Raw genomic sequence first — 21828 nt, 5'->3', positions numbered from 1 at the left:
GGTTGAGGGCGCGCTCCGCTCGCGCACTCGCCTCAGGGGCCGTGTCGACGCCGATTCAGGGCTGCGCGCAGGGATGCTCTTGCTCCATGCGGGAGCACGCGCTTCCATCGCCGCATCAACATGGATTCAGGGCTGCGCGCAGGGACGTGCCTGCTCCTGGTTGAGGGCGCGCTCCGCTCGCGCACTCGCCTCAGGGGCCGTGTCGACGCCGATTCAGGGCTGCGCGCAGGGATGCGCCTGCTCCACGAGGGGGCTCTGCTCGAGCACTCGCCTCTGGCGCCGCGTCGACGTGAGGCAGGGGGCGTGTGCTGGGTTGATTCGCACTCCCCTCCGCCAACCTCCTGGAACAACAGGCTCTTTGTGCGACGCGGACGCGTCGCGCGCCAGCGACTCGGTCCCGTGCCCCCATGGAACGAGTGATCCGCTCCCTGCCCCGGGCCTCGAAGCAACTGGCGTCCTGAGGTCCCGATAATCAAGGAGTTCGGCGTTGGTCCGCCTCACAGGCACGGGCCGCCTCAGGGAGAAGCCGCATGTCCACGATTGGGAAGACCGGTTCGCGCAGCACCTCGTACGTGAAGCCCGAGCCGAAGCAGGAGACGGCGAAGCAGCCGGCCCAGCGTCCCAACGTGGTGAAGACGGCGGTGGACCAGCGGATGAAGGACGGCTTCGACGCGGCTCCGACGCGCGCGAGCACCCCGTCCCGCACCGGTGGCAGCGACTTCGAGGGCGCGCCCCCTCCTGGCCCTGGTGGTGGACTGGGCAAGGCCATCGCGAAGATCGCGGAGAAGGTGAAGCAGGCCGCGGGCTCGGCCACGGCGCCGCAGGTGAGCACGAACGCGAACGGTCAGACGGTGGTGGACCTGGGCGCGGGGAACAACACCGCGACGGTGACGATGAACAAGAGTGGCGGGCTGGTCATCAAGTCCGGCTCGGACACGGTGACGCTGTCGCCGGAGCAGTCGAAGAACGCCATCATCAACGGCGGCGCGGGTAACGACTCCATCACCGTGGACAAGAACGTCACCGTCGACGTCACCCTGGACGGCGGCGACGGCAACGACACGCTGAAGGGCGGCGCGGGTCACGACACCATCCGCGGCGGCGCTGGCAACGACACCATCATCGGCGGCACGGGCAACGACTCGGTGTCGGGTGACGACGGCGACGACTACGTGGAGGGTGGCGCGGGCGACGACCTGGTGCAGGGTGGCGCGGGCCGCGATGTGCTCTACGGCCTGGACGGCAACGACTTGCTCAACGGCGGCGAAGGCCGTGACTACATCGACGGTGGCGCGGGTGACGACACGGCCACGGGCGGCGCGGGCGATGACCAGGTCATCGGCGGCCGTGGCAATGACCGGCTGAGCGGCGGTGAAGGCAACGACGCGGTGGCCGGCGGCGAGGGCGCGGACACCGTCAGCGGCGATGCCGGCGACGACAAGCTCTACGTCGAGGAGAACGAGACCACCGACGGCGCCGCGAGCGAGCGGACCATCGTCGACATGACGGACGCGAGCCAGCGCGGCCGCTCCGTGACGGTGGAGGGCAGCGCAGACTTCCAGGCGCGCACGCAGTCGGACCTGGACGCGATGCGCTCGCTGCCGTCGGGCCAGGACCTGCTGCGCACGCTGGACGACAGCGGCCACTCGACGACCATCAAGGAGACCACCAGCGGCAACTCCGCGTCTCCCGCCAACCGCGATGATGCCTGGTTCAACACGGACGGCACGCCGGGCAAGGGCACCGACGGCACGGTGAACTACAACACCACGCGCACCTCGCTCGGCGGCGAGGAGTGGATGACCCGTCCTCCCATCGTGGCCCTGTTCCACGAGCTGGTGCACGCGTCCGACTACGCCAATGGCACGCTGGCGCGCGGCGAGAAGAACGGCGTCAACAACCGCGAGACGTCCGCGGTGGGCCTGCCCATCGACCTGGACCAGAACCCGGCCACGCCGGACGTGGTGCAGCCGGGCCGCCCGGGTGAGAACGTCCTGCGCGACGAGCTGAACCTGCCCACCCGCCCGCGCTACTAGTCCATGCGGACCCTGCTCCAGGCTGGCGCCCTCGGCATGGCGCTGGCCATAATCGTCGGCTGCACGCGGGCGGAGCGCCCGGTGAATGCGGGAGGAAGCGTGGCCCAGGCGGACGTGGTGGAGCTGAAGGTGGAGTCGGTGTCGAGCGGGCCCGAGGGGCTCTCCGTCTCGTACGCGGTGCACAACGGCTCGCCGCGCGAGGTGCTGCTCGTGGACGGCCTGCCGGAGTGGGGGCCCACGGGCTACGTCGGCCTCGCCCCCGAGCGCGCGTACGTGGAGCTCTCCGGTGACGGCGCCGTGCTGCTGCGCGCGCTGGTGCCCGTGCCGGAGAACCTCGACGTGGAGGCGCCCGAGGTCCCCAACGTCAGCGCCCTGGCGCCCGGCGCCACCGTGTCCTCGCGTCTGGTGGTGCCCCTGCCGCTGCGCACGTCGCTGCCCTATCCCCAGGGCGCGGAGACCACGCTGGAGCTGTCCGCCGTGCGCGAGCTGCGCCTGCGCGTGGGCTACCTGCCGGACGCCTCCGAGGTGCGGCTGCACGGCACGACGGAAGCGGGCGGGCGCACCTTCCGCACCGCCGAGTATGGCCAGGTGGTGACGCGTCAGCGCCTGCTGGACAGCGGGCCGCTGTCGCTCGACGGCGTGAAGTAGTCCGTCAGGGCGTGCGCCATAGCAGGCACGCCGGCGCGTCGTGTCCCGGCATGGCCAGCACCTGGAACGACGCCTCACGAGGCAGCGCGCGGAAGGCCTCCGACTCCACGGCCTTCCGCACCGCCTCACGCGCGCACTGGAGTGAGCGCACCACCAGCAGCTTCTCGAGCGGAGCGAACACCTCCAGCGCGCGAAGCCCGCGGTCCTCGGCCAGCTCCAGCAGCGCATCGCCCACCGAGCCCAGCCCGAAGCCGCCGCAGGTGTCGAAGTTGGTCGCGCTGGAGTCCAGCACGTTCTCCTCCGCGGTCTCCTCGTAGTGGTGCTCGACGAGCCCCTGGCCCCACACCTCCTGGGGCACGTAGGGGCTCACGTCGCCGCCCGCCCAGTAAAGCAACAGGCCCGACAGCGGCCGGACGCGGGCGCGGCGCACGCCGTCCAGCTCCTCCCAGACGTACGCCTCCTGCCGCAGGTAGCGAGGCTCGCGGTACATCCCGAAGCTCTTCACCAGCCCCGCCGTCATCACCGCGACGAGCCCCGCGTCCACGGCCTGGGCCTCGGCCACCTGCGCGCTCACCTGCTCGAACCCGTCCGACTCGCGCACCTGTGCGAGCAGCCGCGCGGCGCATGTCTCCAGCTCTCGCAGCTCCTCATCGGTCCACACGCGGCGTCAGGCCTCCGGAGGTCGCAGGCGGACCAGGTCATCCACCACGCGCCGCACGCGCCCCTCGTCGAAGGGCTTCTCCAGGAGGAGATTGGGGATGCTCGCCAGGAACTCGCGGGCGCCCGTGGTGAAGGCGCCGCCGGACACGAAGACGAAGCGCCCCTCCAGGCCCGCGTGCGCGCGCCGCACCAGCTCGTACACGTCGCGCCCCGTCAGGTCCGGCATCATCACGTCGCACAGCACCGCGTCCGGCTTCAGCCCCTGCTCGAGCAGCTCCAGCGCCTGTCGCCCGCTGCACGCCACCTCCACCTCGTGGCCGCGCAGGATGCGCTGAAGCACGCGGCCCACGGCGGGCTCGTCGTCCACCACCAGCACGCGTCCCCTCGGCGGACCCACCGGCGCGCCCGAGGGCTCCGGCGACGTGGCCACCGCGCGCGCCTCCGGCTCCGTGGTGGGCAGCACGACGCGGAAGGTGGTGCCCCGGCCCGGCTCGCTCTCCACGGTGATTTCACCGCCCAGCCCGTGGACGATGCTGTGACAGATGGACAGGCCCAGCCCCGTGCCCACGCCCACGGGCTTGGTGGTGAAGAACGGGTCGAAGATGCGGTCGATGACCTCGCGGGCGATTCCCACGCCCGTGTCCTGCACCTCCACCACCACGCGCGACAGCCCGTCCCGCCGCGTCGCCAGCCGGATTTCGTGCCGGTGCGCGGAGCCCTCGGGGATGGCCTGCGCGGCGTTCACCACCAGGTTGAGGAACACCTGGCTCAGCTTGCCCTCGTTCGCCATCACCGAGGGGATGTCGCCGTACTCCCGCTTCAGCTGCGCGCGGTGGCGGATTTCATTCGCCGCCATCATCGCCACCGACTCCAGCACCGTGTGCACGTCCAGCGGCGACACGCGCTCCTCGTCCGGACGGGAGAACGTCTTCAGCTGGCGCACAATCTGCCGCACCCGCTCCGCGCCCTCGCAGGCCTCGTGCAGCACCTCGCCCCACTCGGCCAGGTCCGGCTCGCCGCGCAGCCGGGCCTGCAGCGCCGCGGCGCCGTCACCCGGGGGCAGGTTGCGGCGGAACTCGTCCGACAGGAAGCTCAGGTTGGACAGCACGAAGGCCAGCGGGTTGTTGATTTCGTGCGCGATGCCCGCCGCCAGCGTGCCCACCGAGGCCAGCCGGTCCGCGAGCGTCAGCCGCGCCTGCAGCTGCCGCTGCTCCGTCACGTCGCGCGCGATGGACACCACCGCGGGCTGTCCGTCGAAGCGCAGGGGCAGTGAGACGACCTCCGCCACGCGCGTGCGCCCGTCGCGCCGCACCAGCCGCCGCTCGCCCGTGAGCGCGCCCGCGCGCACCGCCTCCACGCCGCGCATGTCCTTGACGAACTCGGAGAGCTGACGGCCCACGAGCTGCTCGGCCCGCTCGAAGCCCAGCGTGCCCACCAGCGCCGCGTTCGCGTAGACGATGTGCCCGTCCCGCTCGATGGCCGCCGCGTCCGGCACGCCCTCCAACAGCGCGCGGAAGCTCGCCTCGGACAGCCGCAGCGCCTCCTCCGCCTGCCGGCGCTCGGTGATGTCGCGCGCCAGGCCCTCCACCGCCACCATGCGGCCCATGGCGTCCGTCACCGGCACCACCACGTGCTCCAGCCACAGCATGCGGCCGTCCGGGTGCAGGTAGCGCACCGTCACCGGCGCCCCCGCCGACGCGCGCGGCGCCTCGAGCAGCTGCTCCAGCGCGGCGCGGTCCTCCGGGTGCACGCGCCGGTACCACAGGTCCGCGTCGCCGTAGTGCGCCACCGGCCCGTAGCCCAGCTTCGCGTGCGCCACCCGGCTGACGTAGACGAAGCCCCGGGGCGCCTCGCGCCGGTACAGGTACAGCACGTCCGACGCGTTCTCCGCGAGCTGCCGGAACCGTCGCTCACGCTCGCGCAGCGCGCGCTCCGACTCGCGCCGCTCCAGCGCGACGGAGATGGCGCCCGCCGCGGCGGACAGCAGGTCCACCTCCAGCCGGTCCCACCGCCGCGCCTCCGAGCAGTTGTCGAAGCCCACGAAGCCCGTCAGCGCCCCCTGCACGCGCAGGGGCAGCACCAGGATGGAGAGGATGCCCTGCGGGTCCAGCAGCGCCCGCTCCACCTCGGGGAAGCTCGCCACCAGGCCCTCGATGACATCGCCCCGCGACAGCGTCGTCTCCCAGCGCTCCAGCACCGGCACCATGGCCACGTTCTGCAGGTCCGGGTTGTCGATTTCCGCGTGCACGCCCGGCGCGCACCACTCCGCGCGCTGGCTGCACATCCGCTCACCGGATGGGCCCGGGTGCAGGTCGAAGACGTAGACGCGGCTGGCCCCCGCGGCGAGCCCCAGCGACGACAGCACGGAGCCGTACAGGTCTCCGCCATCGCGCACCGCGAGCAGCCGCTGCTGCATCTCCACCAGCGCCGTGAGGTAGCGCTCACGCCGCGCCAGCGCCCCGTCCGACGCCTTGCGCTCGGTGATGTCGTTGAGCGTGCCGGACGTGCCCACCAGCTCGCCGTCCTCGCCCACCATCACCCGGCCGAAGACCTCCACCCAGCGGAAGCCTCCATCGCGCGTCAGGTAGCGCACCTCGATGCGCACGTGCTCCACCTCGCGCGTCATCAGCCGGCGCAGGTTCTCCCGACAGGGCGCGTGGTCCTCCGGGTCCACGAAGTCGAGGAACGACTTGCCCAGCGACACGTCCACCGCGTGGCCGGTGATTTCCGTCCACGCGCGGTTGAGGAACGTCCACCGGCCCTGCACGTCCGTCTGGAACACCACCTCCTTCAGGCTGTCGATGACGAGCCGGTAGCGTCGCTCGTGTGGAGTCCAGTCTGGCCTGGGGGGCGGCGTCTGCATGTTGAGGCTCGAGGAAGTGGACGGCGCTCATCCGGACGAGGAGTCCGGACGATGTGCAACTATCCAACGATTCAGGATTTCCTGCAGTCCAAGCAAGGGGGCTGGCCTGACCCCGGGGCAGGGATTCGGACCGCGTGCCGTTGGATGTTGTGCGAGGGCGGGGAGTTGTCTTCCTTCAGGCGGGTGGGGATGCCACCATGCCACGAGCGGAAAGTCCCTGAACTCATGTCCTCTGGCCGCGCCCAGCTTTCTTTGATTCATCAGGCGCTCGCGGAACGGGCGGAAGCCCGGTTGAGCGATGCGGCGCTGCGCCTGCTCGTGGAGCAGACGGGCGAGGCCGTGCTGCTGATGGATGCGACGGGCCGCGTGCTCGCCTTCAACTCCGAAGCCGGGTCGCGCTTTCGTATTCCCCCGCCCGAGAGAATCGAGCCTCACGGCAATCTTCCAGGCTGCGTCTGGGTTCGGTTGGACCAGGGCGGTGGGGTGCCCGCGGTGTCACCGCTGTCCCGGGCGCTCGCGGGCGAGGGGGTGCGCGACGAGCGCTGGGGCCTGCGCCGTCCGGACGGCACGCGGGTGGTGCTCGAGGGGAGCGTGTTCCCGGTGGGGCAGGAGCCCGGCGCGAAGCCGGCCGGCGTGCTGCTGCGCGCGCGGGAGGTGATGGAGGAGCCGCGGCTGGACGCGATGCGCGCGGCGCGGCTGCTCGCGGAGGCGGGCGCGCTCCTGGCCGCGGAGCTGGAGAACGAGGAGCGGGTGGAGCCGCTCTTGCGGCTGCTCGTGCCCACGTTGGCGGACGCGGGGGTGTTCTTCCTGGGGGCCGGCGGCGAGGCGGTGCGCGCGGCGGCGGCGGTGCACGCGGAGCCGGAGCGCCACGTCCTGCTGGTGGACATGCTGCGGCGCTACCCGCCGGACCCGCTGGACCCGCGCGGGCTGCCGGCCCTGTTCCTCACCGGGCGCACCGAGCGGGTGGCCGAGCTGTCGGACGCGCACGTGGAGGCCCTCACCCGGGACTCCGAGCACGCGCGGCTGTTCGCGCTCCTCGGGGTGACGCGCTACCTGGGCGTACCGTTGGTGGCGCGCGGACGCGTCATCGGCGCCCTGGCGCTGTTCCGCTCGGAGGGGGCGCCCGCCTTCGGTGACGAGGAGGAGCGGGTGGCGGAGGAGCTGGCGCGCCGGGCGGCGCTGTCCCTGGACAACGCGCGGCTGTTGCGCGAGGCGCGCGAGGCGGTGCGGCTTCGCGACGAGTTCCTGGGCATCGCCAGCCACGAGCTGAAGACGCCGCTGACGCCGCTGCACCTCAAGGTTCAGCTGCTCCAGAAGCAGGTGGACGTGCTGGCCGCCCACGGCAAGCCCGTGTCCGCCGAGCGCGTCTCCGAGACGCTGGACGTGGTGCAGCGCCAGGTGCGCAAGCTGACCAGCCTGGTCGACAACTTGTTGGACGTGTCGCGCATCACCGCCGGCCGGCTGAAGCTGGAGCTGGAGGAGATGGACCTGGCGAGCGTGGCGGCGGAAATCCTCTACCGCTTCGCGCCGTCCGCGGCCCAGCTCCACTGCTCGCTGGAGATGCACGCGCCGGTGCCGGTGCTGGGGCGGTGGGACCGGCTGCGGCTGGAGCAGGTCGTCACGAACCTGCTGTCCAACGCGCTGAAGTACGGCGCGGGCCAGCCCGTGCGCCTCACGGTGGAGGCGGACGGGCGCACCGCGCGCCTCACCGTGGAGGACGGCGGCATCGGCATCTCCGCGCAGGACCTGCCGCGCATCTTCGAGCGCTTCGAGCGCGCGGTGAGTGACCGGCACTACGGCGGCCTGGGGCTGGGGCTCTACATCACCCGGCAGATTGTCGAGGCGTTCGGCGGCACGGTGAAGGCCACGAGCGCGCTGGGGCAGGGCTCCACCTTCGTGCTGGAGCTGCCCCGGGGCGACATCCCGGACGAGTGGCTGTCCGTGCCGGGCGCGCCCGAGCCCTGAGTCACGCGGCCGCGTCGGACACGGCGGGCGGCGCGACGTTGCGCGGCAGCCGGACGTGGAACGCGCTGCCCTGCTGTGGCCCCGGGCTCTCCGCCCAGATGGTGCCGCCGTGGCGCTCCACGATTTCGCGGCAGATGAACAGGCCCAGGCCCAGGCCGCCGTAGTGGCGCGCGGTGGCGTTGGAAGCGCGCGCGAAGGGACGGAACAGCCCCGCCAGGCTCTCCGGGGGGATGCCGATGCCCTCGTCCTTCACGTGCACGTGGATGCTGTCGGGCGCCTCCTCCAGCGTCACGCGGACCAGGCCCCCCTGGGGCGAGTAGCGCACGGCGTTGCTCACCAGGTTGGTGAGCACCTGGTCCAGCCGGGGCGCGTCCCAGTCGCCCTCCACGGGGTGCTCGGGCACGCGCAGCTCGAAGGTGACGCCGCCCTCGCCGCGCAGCTCGAAGCGCTCCATCACCTCGCGCAGCACGGGCAGCAGGTCCACGCGCTGGCGCTCCAGCTCGAAGCGTCCGCCCTGGATGCGCGCGGTGTCGAGCAGGTCATCCACCAGCCGGGCCAGCCGCTCCGTCTGCCGCGCCATGGAGCGCAGCGCCTTGAGCAGCCGCTCGCGCTCCGGGAAGTCGCCGCTCTTCTCCAGCCGCTGGAGCGTCAGGGCCGCGAAGCCCTTGAGTGGCGTGAGGGGCGTGCGCAGCTCGTGGCTCGCCACGCTGAGGAACTCCTCGCGCGCGCGCACCGCTTCCTTCAGCTCCGCCTGCGTGGCGCCGGTGCGGTCCGCCATCTCGTTGAAGCCGCGCGCCAGCTCTCCCAGCTCGTCGTCCTCCTCCACCTCCACGCGGCGGGTGAGGTCGCCGGCGGCCAGGGCGGCGGTGGCCTCGCGCAGCGTGCCCAGCCGGCGGATGACGTCGCGCGCGACGAGCTGCGAGAGCGCCAGGGCCAGCAACACGCCCATCAGCACCAGCCCCACCACGGCCGCGCTCATGCGCGTAATCGCCGCGTACGCCACGCCCAGCTCCTGCGTCACCACGACGCTCCAGGGCGAGCCCTCCACGGGCGCCTCGGCCGCGAGCACGCGCCGGTCCGCCGCGTCGAACGCCTCCAGCACGCCGCCACCGGGCCGCGCCAGCTCCTCCTGCAGCGCCTCCGGCAGGTGCGCGGAGCCCAAGAGCTGGGCGCCCGGCGCGGTGTCCCGGAGGATCTTCTGTCCGCGCCGGTCCAGCACCTGCACGCGGAAGCGGCGCGACGCGGGCGTGGCGGCCTCGCTCAGCCGCTCCAGCGAGAGCAGCCCCACGAGCAGGCCCCGGCGCGCGCCGTGGAGGTCGAGCTGGAAGGGCAGGGCCACGGCCACGAGCGGCTTGTCGGGCGGGCGGGTGAAGGGCAGCGACAGCGGCAGCTCCCCGGGCGCGGGGGCCTCCGGGAACAGCCCCCGCATCTGGAAGCCCCAGCCCTCCAGGCCCTCGGAGGTGGCCAGCACCGTCGCGCGCTCGTCGAGCACCAGCGCGGCGTGGAAGGTGCGCTCGCGCGCGGCGAGGTTGGAGAGGTACGGCCGCAGGGACTCGCGCTCCCCGCTCATGAGCGCGGCGCGGAAACCCGGTGACTCCAGCAACAGGTACAGCGATTCGCGCGAGTCATCCAGGTAGCGCCGGGTGAAGTCCGCCTCGCCCGCCGCCGCGTAGCGCGTGTCGTCGCGCACCTGCTTCTCGATGGCCTTCTGCGCCAGGTACGCGGCCAGGCCCCCCAGCGCGAGCAGCGGCACCAGGCCCGCGAAGGCCAGCCCGCGCAAGAGCTTCCAGCCCACCGTGCGCGGCGCGCGCGGCCGCCAGCTCACCGCCTGCGCGACACACGCGAGCGCCAGCACGGTGTAGACGCTGGCGCCCAGCCACGACGCGCCCCGCGCCAGCGCGTACGCCAGCAGCGAGAAGGGCACCGCGAGCACGCCCATCAGCAGCGCGGGCACGCGCGGGTGCAGCCAGCGCGCGGGCAGGAGCAGCCCCACGCCGCCCGCCGCGAAGAGCAGGCCCACCAGCGGCCGCAGCGGGGCCAGGTGCGCGTAGACGGACAGCGGGAAGCGCTCCGGCACGGACAGCAGCGCCACGCCGAACGCGGTGCCGGTGAGGGCGGCGAGCCCCCGCAGCATGGCGCGCTGGCGCAGGGCGGGAATCCCCTCCAGGAGCAGCCCGACGAACAGCAGCGGGTACAGCACGATGCCCGTGAGGCTGCCGGGCAGCACGTTGAGCACCCACCAGTACAGCGCGATGGCCACGCCTAGGAGCAGGCGTCCGCCCACGTCCAGCCAGCGCGGCGCGCGCGGATACAGCAGGGCGCCCATCAGGGCGATGCTGCCGGTGAGGTACACGACGCCCAGCAGCCGCACGTACGGGTACAGGGGCCGGAACGCGGCCACCCGGAACTCGTAGGGCACGTACGTCATCAGCACGCCGAACAGCAGGCCGATGAGCGCCGCGGGCCAGGTCAGCGGCAGCAGGGTGGCGGAGGCGGGCGCCTGGGGCGTGCGCGCTGGGGGAGGTGGAGACATCTTCTTCCCGGATTCAGGCGTGGCCGGGCCCATGGTTCTAGTGCTCCCTCGCCGAGCGTCGGGGGCCTGACACCCCGGACGACCAGGGCGGGACACCCGGCGTCAGGCGACCTCGAGCACCGTCCACTCGCGCACCTCGCCCGCCAGCGTCACTTCGATGGTGTCTCCCGCCTTGCGGCCCATGAGCGCGCGGCCCACCGGGGATGCGGGGGTGATGACGGACAGGAAGCCGTCGCCGCCGGGGCCCGTCAGCTCCGTGCCCGCGCCCACGGGCAGCACGAAGAAGGTCCGCTCCGCGAAGCCCTCCTCGTCCTCGGTGCTGACGTCCACCAGCGCGCCCAGTCCCACCGGGCCCTGGCGCGAGAAGCGCGGCATGGGGGCCTGGCCGAAGTGCGTCAGCGCCTGGAGCTCCTCCTGCACCCGGCGGGCGCGGTTGGCCTGCCCCGTGGCCAGGCTGCCGAACTCCAACGCCGCGCGGCCGTCCTCCTTCTTCTCCGACTCGGTGGCCAGGCTGCGGGCCGCCTCGCGAGCCTCGGCCTCGGCCCTGTGGGCCAGCCGGTCGCTCTGCTGGAGGCGCTCGGCGAGCTGGAGGAGCAGTGCCTGCTTGTCGAGTGACATGATGGCACAGAACTGTAGCGCGCCTGGGCACCGGCTCCAGTTTTCCGTCGCCACCGGGTACCTGCTCGCGGCCTCGCGCCGTGTGGGCCGATGCGACATCCCGTGCACCTGGGCGTTCTTCCTCGTGGCAAGCCCGTACACGGCCCGTGCCCACACCCACCGGGAAGGACGCGACAGATGGAGAACGAGGAGCTGCGGGGGCACATCCGCGAAGTCGCCCGGGAGGTGCTGGGCGAGGCGCTCTCGCTGGGCGTCACCACCTGGCACGCGCCGCCTCGGGGCTACGTCAACGTCGACGAAGTCGACCCGGACACGGGACAGGTCGCCTTCCGCACCCTGACGTCGACGCTGGGCGAGGTGCACCTGCGGCTGTGGGCGAAGCGGCAAGGCCTGCTCGAGGAGGTCGAGACGCTGGCGAAGCGGCTCAGGGCGCTCGCCCCGCGTCCTCCGTCGGAGCAGGAGCAGTGGGAGCTGCGGGTGCTCGCGCTGGCGCAGGAGGTCCTGGAGCCCGCGGGGCACGACGCCGTGGTCGAGTGGCGGGGGGACGGCCATCTGGAGGTGGGCGTGCACACCTTCGACAGGCGCGAGTGGCGCTTCCAGCTCGAGACGCTGGCGACCACGCGCGGGGATGTCCCGGAGCCGGGATGCGCGCGGCGATTGGGGCTGGAGGCCCAGGCCCTGGCGCTGGCGGCGAAGCTGGGGGCGCTGGGATTCCAGGCGATGAGGGACCCGGAGCCCGAGGACGAGGCCGCGCGGGTGCCGGGCGTGGTGGAGGCGGTGCTCGAGCAGTTCGAGTACGGCCACCACCCGTTGAACAGCCTCTTCGACTACCTGGGCATGCCGGACTGGGATGAAATTGACGACGACCGGCTGCGGCGTCGGGTGCTGGAGCAGGTCTGCGCGCACGTGCGGGCGCGCGCCGAGGAGGAGAAGACCTGGCCGGACGTCATCCCCGCGGACCGGCTGGAGGCGGCGTTCGACGTGCTGCGCGCGCGGGGCTTCGTGGCGGAGATGTCCGCGTCCACCACGATGAGCGGCGGGTGGGAGGTGTCGCGCGAGCTGGCGGACCTGCGCCGGGAGCAGGGCGAGACGATTGTCGGCACGGTGTTCTTCGACCAGCAGGACGCGGCCTCCGCGATGGAGGGCCACCCGCTGCACCTGGCCTATGGGCTCGTCAACGACGCGGAGGACGACGCGCGCGAGGACGAGCGCACCGAGGCGGAGGACGCGAAGGTGAGCGAGGACGCGGCGGCGGTGGGGCGCACCATCGTCGAGGTGCTGCGCGAGCACGGCTTCACGCCGGAGTGGAGCGGCGACGCCAGCAGCCGAATCACCCTGAAGCCGGCCTTCGTCTGGCGGCGTCGGCGCGCGCGGGTGGACACCACCGAGACGTGGTCCTTGGGTGAAGGCAACCGAATCCTGGCGCTGCTGGTGGAGTTCCTGCCCAGGCTGCGCGCGTTCGAGTTCTTCCCCGGGGACGGCGTGGGGGTGCACGAGCTGCGCTCGGACAGCCTGCGCGAGCTCACCCTTTGCTACGACCGGGAGGAGGCCGCGAAGGACGCGCTCGCCACGGTGGTGGCCCAGGCGCGCGAGCGCTTCCCCGCGCTCCAGTCGCTCACGGTGAGGGCGGGCGGCTTCGAGGAGACGGTGGAGCTCTGAGCCGGGGGATGTGCCTTGAAGGGAACAGGACCCGCGCGACGAGCGAGCCCTGCCCCGGGCAAGTAGGGCATGCTGTCGCCCATGACGCCCCAGGAACTGTCACAGAAGGCCCGGCAGCTCGTCGCCGATGGCGCGGTGCTGCTGGACGTGCGCACCCCTCAGGAGTTCCAGCAGGGACACCCCGAGGCCGCTCGCAACATCCCCGTGCAGGAGCTGCCCCAGCGCGTCAAGGAGGTCGGCCCGCCCGGCACCCCCGTGGTGGTGTACTGCGCCGCCGGAGGCCGCAGCGCGGTGGCCACACAAATTTTGCGCGCCAATGGTTTCCCGGACGTCTTCGACCTGCGCTCGGTGAACAACTGGTGACCGCGGGGCCGTGCGAGGCCTGGGCCCCGCGCGACGCGTGACAAGGCGGGCGGCATGGAGCAGCGTGCCGTCGCTCCCGTCATGAACCGCACCGCTGGTTTCCTCATCGTGGCCCTGTCCGGTGCGTGCTTCGGCGCGCTCGGGCTCTTCGGGCGCCTGGCCTACGCGGCCGGCGCGGACGTCTCCACGCTGCTGTTCCTGCGCTTCACGCTGGCGGGCTCGGTGCTCGGCGCGGTGATGGTGGCGATGCGCCAACCGCTGCCCAAGGGGCGCCTGCTGGTGTCGCTCATCCTGCTGGGCGCGGTGGGCTACGTGAGCGAGGCGGGCGTGTACTTCGCCGCGCTCCAGCACGCGCCCGCGGGGCTGGTGGCGCTGCTCTTGTACTCGTTCCCGGCGCTGGTGGCCCTGCTCCAGGTGTTCGTCTTCCGCGAGAAGCTGGGGCGCATCAAGTGGGTGGCGGTGGTGCTGGCCCTGTGTGGCACGGGGCTCACGGCGGACCTGAGCCAGGGTGGGGTGACGCCGCTGGGGGTGACGCTGGGGCTGTTGTCCGCGCTGCTGTACGCCGTGTACGTCGTCACCAGCGCGCGCGTGGCGGGCCGCGCGGGGCCGCTGGTCTCCAGCACCGTCATCCTGATGTCCGCGGGGCTCACCTTCGGACTGGCGACGCTGGTGAAGGGGCCGTCCTTCCCCACGACGACGCTGGGCTGGGCCGCGGTGGTGGGCCTGTCGCTCATCTCCACCGTGGCCGCCGTGTTCCTCTTCTTCCTGGGCATGGCGCGCATCGGCCCGGTGAACACGTCGCTGGTGTCCAACATGGAGCCGCTGACGGCGGTGGTGCTGAGCGCGCTCTTCCTGAACGAGCGGCTCAGCCTGCGCCAGGGCCTGGGCGGGGTGCTCATCCTCACGGCCGCCGTGCTGCTCGCGCGCTCGGATGTCCCGGGGCAGAGCCTGAAGCCCGAGGGCGCGGATACCACCGCGTGAGGCACACCCGCCGGGAGTGCCTCACGCGGGCCGTCGAGGGACTACCGCGTCACGCGCTTGATGAACTGACTCACGTCGCGCACGAAGGTCCGCGGCAGCTCCGCGTGGGGCGCGTGGCCGGTGTCGGGGTAGAGGATGAAGCGCGCGTCGGGCAGCGCATTGACGAGCGCCTGCTGCTGCGCGACGGGGAAGAAGCCGTCCTGGTCTCCGCCCACCACGAGCACGGGCACGCGGATGGAGCCAAGGCGCTGGGAGTGGTCCTCCGCGATGAGCCCGTCGAGCGAGTCCTGCCACACGCGCGCGGGGACCTTCAGGCTCTCCGACACGAGCGTGTCCAGGTAGGAGGCGGGCACGGGGCGCACGAAGGTGCTCGACTGGAACTCGCGCACGAAGTCGGGGTCGACGGTGCCCACCTGCTCGTCGACGACGGACTTCAGGCCCAGGGCCACCTCGTTGCCCGCGACGGTGGGGGCCGAGCCCACCAGCACCAGCGCCTCCACGCGGCGCGGGTGGTCCAGCGCCACCTGCTGCGCGATGAAGCTGCCCATCGAGTGGCCGACGAGGATGGCGCGAGGCTCACCCACGGCGTCGAGGAAGGCCGCCACATCCGCCGCGAAGTGCTGCTGCGTGTAGCAGCACGCGGGGCGGGACGAGTCGCCGTGGCCGCGCTGGTCCAGCGCGTAGATGTGCAGGTCGCGTGAGAAGCGCGACAGGTTCAGGTCCCAGGTGTGGTGCGAGTCCGTGTAGCCGTGCAGGAAGACGACGGCGGGGCCACGCCGCGAGCCCTGCTCCACATAGCGGAGCGTCACGCCGGTGCGCAGGCGGATGGAGCGCTCGCGGGGCGCGGAGGACAGCTCGCTCGACTGCGTCAGGCTCTCGGTGTCCGCGGGAGCCGCGGCGGGCTCCGCCTCGGGCGCGGGGCCGCAGGCGAGCAGGGGAAGCGTGAGCAGGGCGGCGAGGAGCGTCTTCATGGATGCGTGCCTTGTCCAGTCCCGGCGGGGAATCCGCCGTGCACGCATCATCCTACGACTACCTCTGACATTGCCTCGGTTGTCACGACGTGTGGGGTCGTCTTCGCTCCAGGTCCGAGGTGAAACAGACCCGGTCGAGATGTCTCACGCCACTCGGAGCGGAAGGTTCTTGTCGCGGCGAAATCTGTATCAAGTCCGTGTCGCGAACCTGGCTTGACGATGCGCGAAGACGACGTCTCGAAGGGCCAGGTCCGCACGCCCATGACGTGCCGCGACGTAGGGCGGGGCCACGGTTTTCAGCGATGGGCCGCGCTGGCGCGAAGCGCTTCAGGGCTTGTCGCTGGCGGTCTTGGACTCTTCTTGCTTCGCGTCCGGAGCATCCGAGGAGCGGTCCGGTCCGTACACGGGCTCGCTGGAGGGATTCGGCGGTGGCTCCTGGAAGGTCCGGCTGCCGCCGCGGTCGCTCGGGTGGCCGACCTCGTGTCCGGGGAAGAGCGCGCGGGCGAGCCACCAGTAGTTGCTGCAGCCCGTGAAGAAGAGACTGGCGATGACGGCGACGGCGATGTTTCGCATGGCATGCTCCAGCGGCGCTGAATCCCGCACCGTAACCGGGTTCGTCGCAACCGGCGCGGGATGGAATCGCCGGTGGGAAGGGCTCACGAGGGCCTGACACCCGAGCGGCGGAAGCTGCGCAACCCGCCCCTGTCGTCGGGCCGCGACGCGTCGCGTCCCAGGGCTCAGGCGGGCACCGTCGCTTCGTCGAGGCGACCGACCGGACGTTCAGGAGGCGTCGTTGGAGGTCCGGGCGTCGGAGCCCGACGGCGAAGGGGCGGGGCCGTAGACGGGCTCATCGCTCGGGTTGGGGTCCGGCAGCTTGAACGGCTTCGCGCGCTTCGCGGCGGTGCGATTGCCGCCGTTGACCACGTCGAGGGGCGGCGCGGCCCGCTGTAACCTTTCGCCGCCCATTTTCGTGGAGTCGTCGAACGCCGGGATTTCCCCCGGCGGTGCGACGGAGGACGGACATGGAGGCGAAGAAGGTGGCGGTGGTGGGAGGAGGGCTGGGCGGCCTGGCGACGGCGGCGCTGCTGGCGCGCGGCGGCTGCGCGGTGACGCTGTACGAGCGCTCCAAGCACCTGGGCGGTCGCGCGCAGACGACGGACGTGGAGGGCTTCCGCTTCAACCTGGGGCCGCATGCGCTGTACCGGGCGGGGGCCGGCATGCGGGTGCTCGGGCGCCTGGGCGTGAAGCCGCGGGGCCGCGTCGCCGGAGAGTCGGGCGGCTCCTACGCGCTGCGCGCCGGCAGACTGCACACGCTGCCGCGCGGGCCCGTGTCACTCTTGACGACGGATGTGTTGCAGTTGAGCAGCAAGCTGGAGATGGCGCGGCTGCTCGCGAGCCTGCGCCGCGTGGACACGGAGCCGCTGACGCACGTGCCGATGCGCCAGTGGCTCGACACGCGCATGTCCCGGGAGGACGGGCGCGCCCTCGTCGCCGCGCTCGTGCGCGTGGCCACCTATGCCTCGGACCTGGACACGCTGAGCGCGGAGGCCGCGGTGACGCAGGTGCAGCTCGCCATCGAGGCCGGCGTGCTCTACCTCGATGACGGCTGGGCCGCGCTGGTGGACGCGGTGGCCGCCGTGGCGAAGGCGTCCGGCGCGACGCTGGAGCTGTCCGCGCGCGTCGAGGGCGTGGTCGTCGAGCAGGGCCAGGTGCGCGGCCTCCGGCTGTCGGATGGCTCGGTGCGCGCGGCGGACGCGGTGGTGCTCGCGGGGAGCCCCAGGGACGTGGCGTCGCTGCTGCCCGGGGACGCGGTGCTCGCGAAGGAGGCGGAAGGCGCCACGCCCATCCGGGCCGCCACGCTGGAGCTGGGCCTGTCGCGGCTGCCCAGGAGCGAGTCCCTCTTCGCGCTCGGCGTCGATGGCCCATGGTACGCCTCGGTGCACTCGGCCTATGCCCGGCTGGGGCCGGAGGGCGGCGCCATGGTGCACGTGATGAAGTACCTGTCGCCGTCCGCCCCCGAGGCGACCGAGGCGGAGCTGGAGGCGGTGATGGACGCGCTGCAGCCGGGCTGGCGCGAGGTGCTCGTCGCCCGCCGCTTCCGGCCCGCGCTGGTGGTGAGCCACTGGCTCCCGACGGCGAGCACGGGCGGCCTGTCGGGGAGGCCCGCGCCCGCGGTGCCGCACGTCGCGGGCCTGTTCCGCGTGGGAGACTGGGTCGGCGGGGAGGGGATGCTCTCGGACGCGTCCTTCGCCAGCGCGGAGTCCGTGGAGCGCGCGCTGCTCCATCACGCGGAGGTGGCGCCGCGTCGCCTGGCGGTGGGAGCCTGAGGCCATGTCGGACCTGTCACGAGGGGTGTTGGAGGAGGCGGCGCGCGAGCATGAGCGCTACCTCTGGGGCCTGTGCTACCGGATGACGGGCGTGGCGGCGGACGCGGACGAGCTGGTGCAGGAGACCTTCGCCCGCGCCCTCGCCTCACCGCCCGCGCGGCACGAGGAGCTGCGCCCCTGGCTGACGCGGGTGGCGGTGAACCTGTCGCGGGACTCGCTGCGCCGTCGCCGCCGCGAGGGCTACGTCGGCACGTGGCTGCCCTCACCCCTGGAGACGGGGGACGAGGAGGTGCCGCCCGCGGTGGAGGCGAGGCTGCCCGGAGGCGGCTCCACGGAGGGGCGCTACGAGCTGCTGGAGAGCGTCTCCTTCGCCTTCCTGCTGGCGCTGGAGGCGCTGACGCCCAAGCAGCGCGCGGTGCTGCTGCTGCGCGACGTGTTCGACTCCTCCGTGCGCGAGGTGGCCCAGGCGCTGGGCATGAGCGAGGCGCACGTGAAGGTGGTGCACCACCGCGCCCGGGCGGCCATGGCCGCGTACGAGGGCGAGCGCTGCGTGCCGACCAGGGACCTCCAGCAGCGCACGCTCGCGGCGCTGGAGGGCTTCATGGCGGCGCTGCTCGAGCGGGACGTGGCCGCGGCCGAGGCGCTCCTGTCCGTCGACGTGAAGGCGCTCTCGGACGGCCGGGGCGAGGTGCGCGCCGCGCTGGTGCCCGTGGTGGGCGCGCGCCGCGTGCTGACGTTCCTGACGAAGCTGATGGAGCTGCGCGGCTCGCCGCGAGCGGTGGAGCTGCGGTGGCTCAACGGCCTGCCCGCGCTGGTGATGATTCTCGCGCCCGCGAAGGACCCGATGCTCGCGACGCGGGCGGTGGTGCGCGTGGACCTGGGCGCGGATGGCCGCATCGCCCACATCCACTCGGTGCTCGCCGAGCGCAAGCTCGCGAACCTCCGGATGCCCGAGCCCGTGTGAAGGGGCCCGGGCGTGGGGTGGCTCAGCCCGCGCGTCGGTGCGTGGGGTGGCCCGCGTGGGAGCCCTCGCCCGGCGCGGTGGCCTGGGCGCTCGGCTCGCGGCGGCGCAAGAGGCCCCACAGGCCGTAGGCCACCAGCGCGAAGCAGCCGTACTGCGCCGGCGTCATCCCGAAGTAGCGCGCGTCCACGTAGCTCATGTCCGTGGCGCGCAGGAAGTCGAAGCCGAAGCGGCACGCCGCGTACAGAATCGCCAGCAGCGGCAACAGCCGCCCCTTCATCTTCTCCACGTCCCGCAGCGCGTACAGCAGGCCGGAGATGGCGAAGAGCGCGATGGCGTCGTACATGCCCAGGTCGTGGCGGGGCCCGTTGGGGAACGCCACCGCCAGGAAGAAGTCGGTGCGCACGCCCGGGTGGTCATGCACCGCGAAGCACCCCAGCCGCGCCACCGCCCAGCCCGGCGCCACGCCCAGCGCGAACGCATCCGCGTAGTCGTTGAAGCGCAGCTTGCGGTGCCGGAAGAAGAAGATGGCCGCGATGATGCCGCCGACGAGGCCGCCGAAGGACGACAGCCCATCCCAGACCTTCAGAATCTGGAACGGACTCTTGGACAGCTCCTCCGGGTGGTAGAAGAACAGGTGCACCCAGTGTCCCACCAGCACGCCCACGCCCACGCCCCAGGGGGCGTAGTCGGCGAGCGGCGTGGGGTCCAACCCCTGCCGCTTCGCCTGGCGGCCAAGCAGGTTGGCGGCCAGCAGGATGCCCGCGGCCACGAAGATGCCGAAGGGCTCGATGGTGAGGGGCCCCAGCTTCAGCGAGGGGGCATGCCAGTAAGGAATCACGTCGATGGCTCCAGAGGACGGACCGTCCGCCCCACTTAATCCGTCGGGGGCGACGTAGGCGAACAATTGTGGGGAGGCGAACTTCCCCCTCTGCCGCCCCTGCCGCCCGGACGGCCCGGGTCGGCTGGCGGACACCCCTCCTGTGCCGCTCCGAGCAGTCAGAGGGCCTCCTTCATACTTCCCGACGCTCCAGAAAGTCCCGCCAGGACCGAAACAGGGGGGCTCAGGCGTCTACAGCTTGTAAACCCTGCTTTAATTGTCAGGCCGGCCCTGTCCAATCTCACAATGGCTTCAGGGATTCCGGGAGGTCTCATCACGCCGGGCGGGAGGTCCCGGCAGACGCGCGCCCAGCAAGCGCGCCTTCACATCCGCCGGGCTCGCGAGGCTCCGGGCATGGCGGACGCGGTCTGGATACGGGTGGCCCTTGTCCGTCGCCATCCGCGTTGCACGGTGGTTCAAGGAGTCGACAACCCATGAAGTCCTACCTGTTGGTCCCCAAGGAGTCCATCGAAACGCAGGCCCGCGTCGGGCCTCGCGGCACGCAGCAGGGTGAGCGCGTGTTGCCGCGCACCACGGCGCTTCGCTTCACCGTCGCCAACCGCGCGCCGGACACGCTGTCGCTCCTGGGCCTGCGCTCGGCGACGCTGCCCGGTCCCCGTCCTCCCGTCAGCGGGCAGGAGGCGCGCAAGCGCGTCGCGAAGGGCTCGAAGGTGAAGCGCCCCACCACCCGTGGCGCGGACGCGACCACCCCGCCCTTGCCCGGCGCTCCTGTCTCGGAGCAGACGGGGAGCGAGGCGGGCAGCTTCCGCTTCATGCCGCTCATCGGCGCCACCATGGCCCACTTCTACTCGGACGCCACGGAGGCCGAGGCGCGCGGCGAGCTCGCCGCCGACTTCGAGTTCATCCCCGACGTGGTGCCCCTGTCGTTCCCCGGACCGGTGTCCGCCGGACAGTCCGGCCCGCGCAACCGGGGCATGAGCTCCCTGGCCGAGCGCGAGTGGCCCGAGGAGAGCGGTGTCCCCCTGGCCCACGCCCAGGGCATCCGCGGCGCGGGCGTGCTGCTCGGCGTGCTCGACACCGGCGTGGACGCCGACCACCCCGAGCACGCCGCCAGGGTCATCCAGTTCCGCTACGTGTCGCTGTTCCCCAACTCGCCGCACAATCCGGCGCGGGACATCCGCGGCTTCGACCCGGACGGCCACGGCACCCACGTGTGCGGCATCGCCGCGGGCACGCACCACGGCGTCGCCCCGGAGGTGGACCTCTACGTCGCGTCCGTCATCGAATCGGAGACCATCCGCACCAGCCTGGGCCGCGTGGCCGCCGGCATGGAGTGGCTGCTGCACCAGTTCAGCAGCCCGCAGAACGTCACCCGCCCCGCGGTGGTGAACCTGTCCCTGGGCTTCCCGCTCAAGCCGCCGCCGGGCATCTCGGAGGCCGACTACCGCCTCAACCAGCGCGCGCTGCAGACCATGATCCGTCGGCTGCTCGACAGCAACGTGCTGCCTGTTGTCGCGGCAGGTAACAGTGGACCCGACACAGTTGGTTATCCAGCCGCCTTTGACGAGTCCCTGGCCGTCGGTGCAGTCGACTTCGAGCGCAACGTGGCTCATTTCTCCGCCAGCGGTGTCGTGGAGCGCCGCGTCGTACCCGACGTCATGGGTTACGGAGTCAATGTGTACTCGAGCACCGAGCGGCGTTGTAACAACCAGGCGTTCTACGAACGAATGAGTGGCACCAGCATGGCGGCGCCTTATGTAGCCGGTATCGCGGCGCTCTATCGGTGCCGCGCCCCTGACTTGACGGCGCTCGAGGTGCGGGATTTGATTTTGGCCAATGCGGTCAAGCTTCCTCGCTCTGGTGGTCACCGAACGGGCAAGGGCCTGGCTGTCTTCAGGTGACGGTGGTGGGTCGAAACCGGGGTCGGCGCCAGTCGAGCGCCGGGCCCGGGGGAGGATGAGGCCATGAGCAGAAAGAATGGCGAACCCGGAGACGGCTTCGCGGCGGGGGTTCCCCGCGTCTCCTCGGGTGTGCGAGCCTTGCCAGGCATGGCCAGCGCGCGCACGCAGCCCGAGTGGATCGACATCACCGTGATGCCCCGGGAGACGCCCGCGCCTCCCCGCGCGCGCGCGCCCGCACGGCCCCCGCCCCTGTCACGGGCGGAGGTCCAACGGGCCGGGCTGGCGGAGAGCGCTCGCTTCCACGAGAGCTTCATGCGCTGGCTCGAGGCGCACCACCTCCTGGGCTCCGTGCGTTCGGTGAGCGAGCCGGGCTCCATGCCCATGCTCCACCTGCGCTGCGCGCCTCGCGTGCTGGACCAGCTGCGGCGCGCTCCGGAGTTCGAGGCGGGCGCGATGATGCCCGTCGACCTCTACTAGCGGTGGGTGCCCCTCGCCGTGCAC

The 21828-nt window shown here is 72.3% G+C and carries 18 protein-coding genes; 10 read left to right on the top strand and 8 right to left on the bottom strand.

Annotation, left to right across the window (positions count from 1 at the left end; genetic code table 11):
• The first annotated feature begins 530 nt into the window (after positions 1 to 530).
• Both K8640_RS40645 and K8640_RS40640 read left to right on the top strand, forming a co-directional pair.
• Positions 531 to 2036 (top strand): M91 family zinc metallopeptidase, encoded by a 1506-nt coding sequence (locus K8640_RS40645; protein ID WP_223751986.1) that lies wholly within the window; start codon positions 531 to 533, stop codon positions 2034 to 2036.
• 3 nt (positions 2037 to 2039) lie between these two features.
• The gene (locus K8640_RS40640) at positions 2040 to 2684 is read left to right on the top strand and encodes a hypothetical protein (protein ID WP_223751985.1); all 645 of its coding nucleotides are present in this window, start codon (positions 2040 to 2042) and stop codon (positions 2682 to 2684) included.
• 4 nt (positions 2685 to 2688) lie between these two features.
• On the opposite strand, the gene K8640_RS40635 is transcribed toward K8640_RS40640, so the two are convergent.
• Positions 2689 to 3345, bottom strand: a complete 657-nt coding sequence (locus K8640_RS40635; protein WP_223751984.1) for a hypothetical protein — start codon at positions 3343 to 3345, stop codon at positions 2689 to 2691.
• A gap of 6 nt (positions 3346 to 3351) precedes the next feature.
• Complete coding sequence (locus tag K8640_RS40630) at positions 3352 to 6207, bottom strand: PAS domain S-box protein (RefSeq protein WP_223751983.1); 2856 nt, start codon at positions 6205 to 6207, stop codon at positions 3352 to 3354.
• A gap of 291 nt (positions 6208 to 6498) precedes the next feature.
• Between K8640_RS40630 and K8640_RS40625 the strand changes: the two genes are divergently transcribed.
• The gene (locus K8640_RS40625; RefSeq protein WP_223751982.1) at positions 6499 to 8172 is read left to right on the top strand and encodes a GAF domain-containing sensor histidine kinase; all 1674 of its coding nucleotides are present in this window, start codon (positions 6499 to 6501) and stop codon (positions 8170 to 8172) included.
• 1 nt (position 8173) lies between these two features.
• On the opposite strand, the gene K8640_RS40620 is transcribed toward K8640_RS40625, so the two are convergent.
• On the bottom strand, positions 8174 to 10705 hold the full coding sequence (locus K8640_RS40620; protein ID WP_223751981.1) for a sensor histidine kinase: 2532 nt from the start codon (positions 10703 to 10705) through the stop codon (positions 8174 to 8176).
• A 102-nt stretch (positions 10706 to 10807) separates the two neighbouring features.
• Complete coding sequence (locus K8640_RS40615; RefSeq protein WP_141330071.1) at positions 10808 to 11323, bottom strand: GreA/GreB family elongation factor; 516 nt, start codon at positions 11321 to 11323, stop codon at positions 10808 to 10810.
• A gap of 177 nt (positions 11324 to 11500) precedes the next feature.
• Here K8640_RS40615 and K8640_RS40610 point away from each other — a divergent pair, with 177 nt between their 5' ends.
• From K8640_RS40610 to K8640_RS40600, 3 genes are all read left to right on the top strand, one after another.
• The gene (locus K8640_RS40610) at positions 11501 to 12982 is read left to right on the top strand and encodes a DUF6891 domain-containing protein (RefSeq protein WP_223751980.1); all 1482 of its coding nucleotides are present in this window, start codon (positions 11501 to 11503) and stop codon (positions 12980 to 12982) included.
• Between the two features lie 81 nt (positions 12983 to 13063).
• Positions 13064 to 13345 (top strand): rhodanese-like domain-containing protein, encoded by a 282-nt coding sequence (locus K8640_RS40605; protein WP_141330090.1) that lies wholly within the window; start codon positions 13064 to 13066, stop codon positions 13343 to 13345.
• Positions 13346 to 13399: 54 nt separating this feature from the next.
• A complete protein-coding gene (locus tag K8640_RS40600) occupies positions 13400 to 14326 on the top strand; it encodes a DMT family transporter (protein ID WP_223751979.1) in 927 nt (308 codons plus the stop codon).
• Between the two features lie 41 nt (positions 14327 to 14367).
• Here K8640_RS40600 and K8640_RS40595 read toward each other — a convergent pair whose 3' ends face one another.
• The 3 genes from K8640_RS40595 to K8640_RS40585 all read right to left on the bottom strand — a co-directional run bounded on the left by K8640_RS40595 (position 14368) and on the right by K8640_RS40585 (position 16263).
• Positions 14368 to 15297, bottom strand: coding sequence for an alpha/beta fold hydrolase (locus K8640_RS40595; protein ID WP_223751978.1), 930 nt, complete (start codon positions 15295 to 15297; stop codon positions 14368 to 14370).
• Positions 15298 to 15624: 327 nt separating this feature from the next.
• Positions 15625 to 15870 carry a hypothetical protein gene (locus K8640_RS40590; RefSeq protein ID WP_223751977.1) on the bottom strand — a complete coding sequence of 82 codons (246 nt, stop codon included), beginning with the start codon at positions 15868 to 15870 and terminating at the stop codon, positions 15625 to 15627.
• A gap of 207 nt (positions 15871 to 16077) precedes the next feature.
• Positions 16078 to 16263, bottom strand: a complete 186-nt coding sequence (locus K8640_RS40585; protein WP_223751976.1) for a hypothetical protein — start codon at positions 16261 to 16263, stop codon at positions 16078 to 16080.
• A 56-nt stretch (positions 16264 to 16319) separates the two neighbouring features.
• On the opposite strand from K8640_RS40585, the gene K8640_RS40580 reads away from it, so the two are divergent.
• Entirely contained in the window at positions 16320 to 17624 is a 1305-nt protein-coding gene (locus K8640_RS40580) for an NAD(P)/FAD-dependent oxidoreductase (protein WP_223751975.1), read from the top strand.
• A gap of 4 nt (positions 17625 to 17628) precedes the next feature.
• Positions 17629 to 18588: a sigma-70 family RNA polymerase sigma factor gene (locus K8640_RS40575; protein WP_223751974.1), complete on the top strand. Its 960-nt coding sequence runs from the start codon at positions 17629 to 17631 to the stop codon at positions 18586 to 18588.
• Between the two features lie 22 nt (positions 18589 to 18610).
• On the opposite strand, the gene K8640_RS40570 is transcribed toward K8640_RS40575, so the two are convergent.
• Positions 18611 to 19426, bottom strand: coding sequence for a prolipoprotein diacylglyceryl transferase family protein (locus tag K8640_RS40570; RefSeq protein WP_223751973.1), 816 nt, complete (start codon positions 19424 to 19426; stop codon positions 18611 to 18613).
• A gap of 473 nt (positions 19427 to 19899) precedes the next feature.
• Here K8640_RS40570 and K8640_RS40565 point away from each other — a divergent pair, with 473 nt between their 5' ends.
• Entirely contained in the window at positions 19900 to 21327 is a 1428-nt protein-coding gene (locus K8640_RS40565) for a S8 family serine peptidase (RefSeq protein WP_141330969.1), read from the top strand.
• 63 nt (positions 21328 to 21390) lie between these two features.
• Positions 21391 to 21804, top strand: a complete 414-nt coding sequence (locus K8640_RS40560) for a hypothetical protein (protein ID WP_046710407.1) — start codon at positions 21391 to 21393, stop codon at positions 21802 to 21804.
• The last annotated feature ends 24 nt before the right edge of the window (positions 21805 to 21828 follow it).

It is taken from the genome of Myxococcus sp. XM-1-1-1 (assembly GCF_020037095.1).
GTDB classification, from domain to species: domain Bacteria; phylum Myxococcota; class Myxococcia; order Myxococcales; family Myxococcaceae; genus Myxococcus; species Myxococcus fulvus.
This window is presented reverse-complemented; position numbering and strand designations above follow the sequence as displayed.

Bases quoted from the DNA above. Each gene is read 5' to 3' on its own strand.
- K8640_RS40590 (WP_223751977.1), bottom strand. From the start codon at position 15,870: ATGCGAAACATCGCCGTCGCCGTCATCGCCAGTCTCTTCTTCACGGGC.
- K8640_RS40605 (WP_141330090.1), top strand. From the start codon at position 13,064: ATGACGCCCCAGGAACTGTCACAGAAGGCCCGGCAGCTCGTCGCCGAT.
- K8640_RS40645 (WP_223751986.1), top strand. From the start codon at position 531: ATGTCCACGATTGGGAAGACCGGTTCGCGCAGCACCTCGTACGTGAAG.
- K8640_RS40600 (WP_223751979.1), top strand. From the start codon at position 13,400: ATGGAGCAGCGTGCCGTCGCTCCCGTCATGAACCGCACCGCTGGTTTC.
- K8640_RS40580 (WP_223751975.1), top strand. From the start codon at position 16,320: ATGGAGGCGAAGAAGGTGGCGGTGGTGGGAGGAGGGCTGGGCGGCCTG.
- K8640_RS40630 (WP_223751983.1), bottom strand. From the start codon at position 6,207: ATGCAGACGCCGCCCCCCAGGCCAGACTGGACTCCACACGAGCGACGC.
- K8640_RS40595 (WP_223751978.1), bottom strand. From the start codon at position 15,297: ATGAAGACGCTCCTCGCCGCCCTGCTCACGCTTCCCCTGCTCGCCTGC.
- K8640_RS40565 (WP_141330969.1), top strand. From the start codon at position 19,900: ATGAAGTCCTACCTGTTGGTCCCCAAGGAGTCCATCGAAACGCAGGCC.
- K8640_RS40575 (WP_223751974.1), top strand. From the start codon at position 17,629: ATGTCGGACCTGTCACGAGGGGTGTTGGAGGAGGCGGCGCGCGAGCAT.
- K8640_RS40585 (WP_223751976.1), bottom strand. From the start codon at position 16,263: ATGGGCGGCGAAAGGTTACAGCGGGCCGCGCCGCCCCTCGACGTGGTC.
- K8640_RS40640 (WP_223751985.1), top strand. From the start codon at position 2,040: ATGCGGACCCTGCTCCAGGCTGGCGCCCTCGGCATGGCGCTGGCCATA.
- K8640_RS40615 (WP_141330071.1), bottom strand. From the start codon at position 11,323: ATGTCACTCGACAAGCAGGCACTGCTCCTCCAGCTCGCCGAGCGCCTC.
- K8640_RS40560 (WP_046710407.1), top strand. From the start codon at position 21,391: ATGAGCAGAAAGAATGGCGAACCCGGAGACGGCTTCGCGGCGGGGGTT.
- K8640_RS40610 (WP_223751980.1), top strand. From the start codon at position 11,501: ATGGAGAACGAGGAGCTGCGGGGGCACATCCGCGAAGTCGCCCGGGAG.
- K8640_RS40620 (WP_223751981.1), bottom strand. From the start codon at position 10,705: ATGTCTCCACCTCCCCCAGCGCGCACGCCCCAGGCGCCCGCCTCCGCC.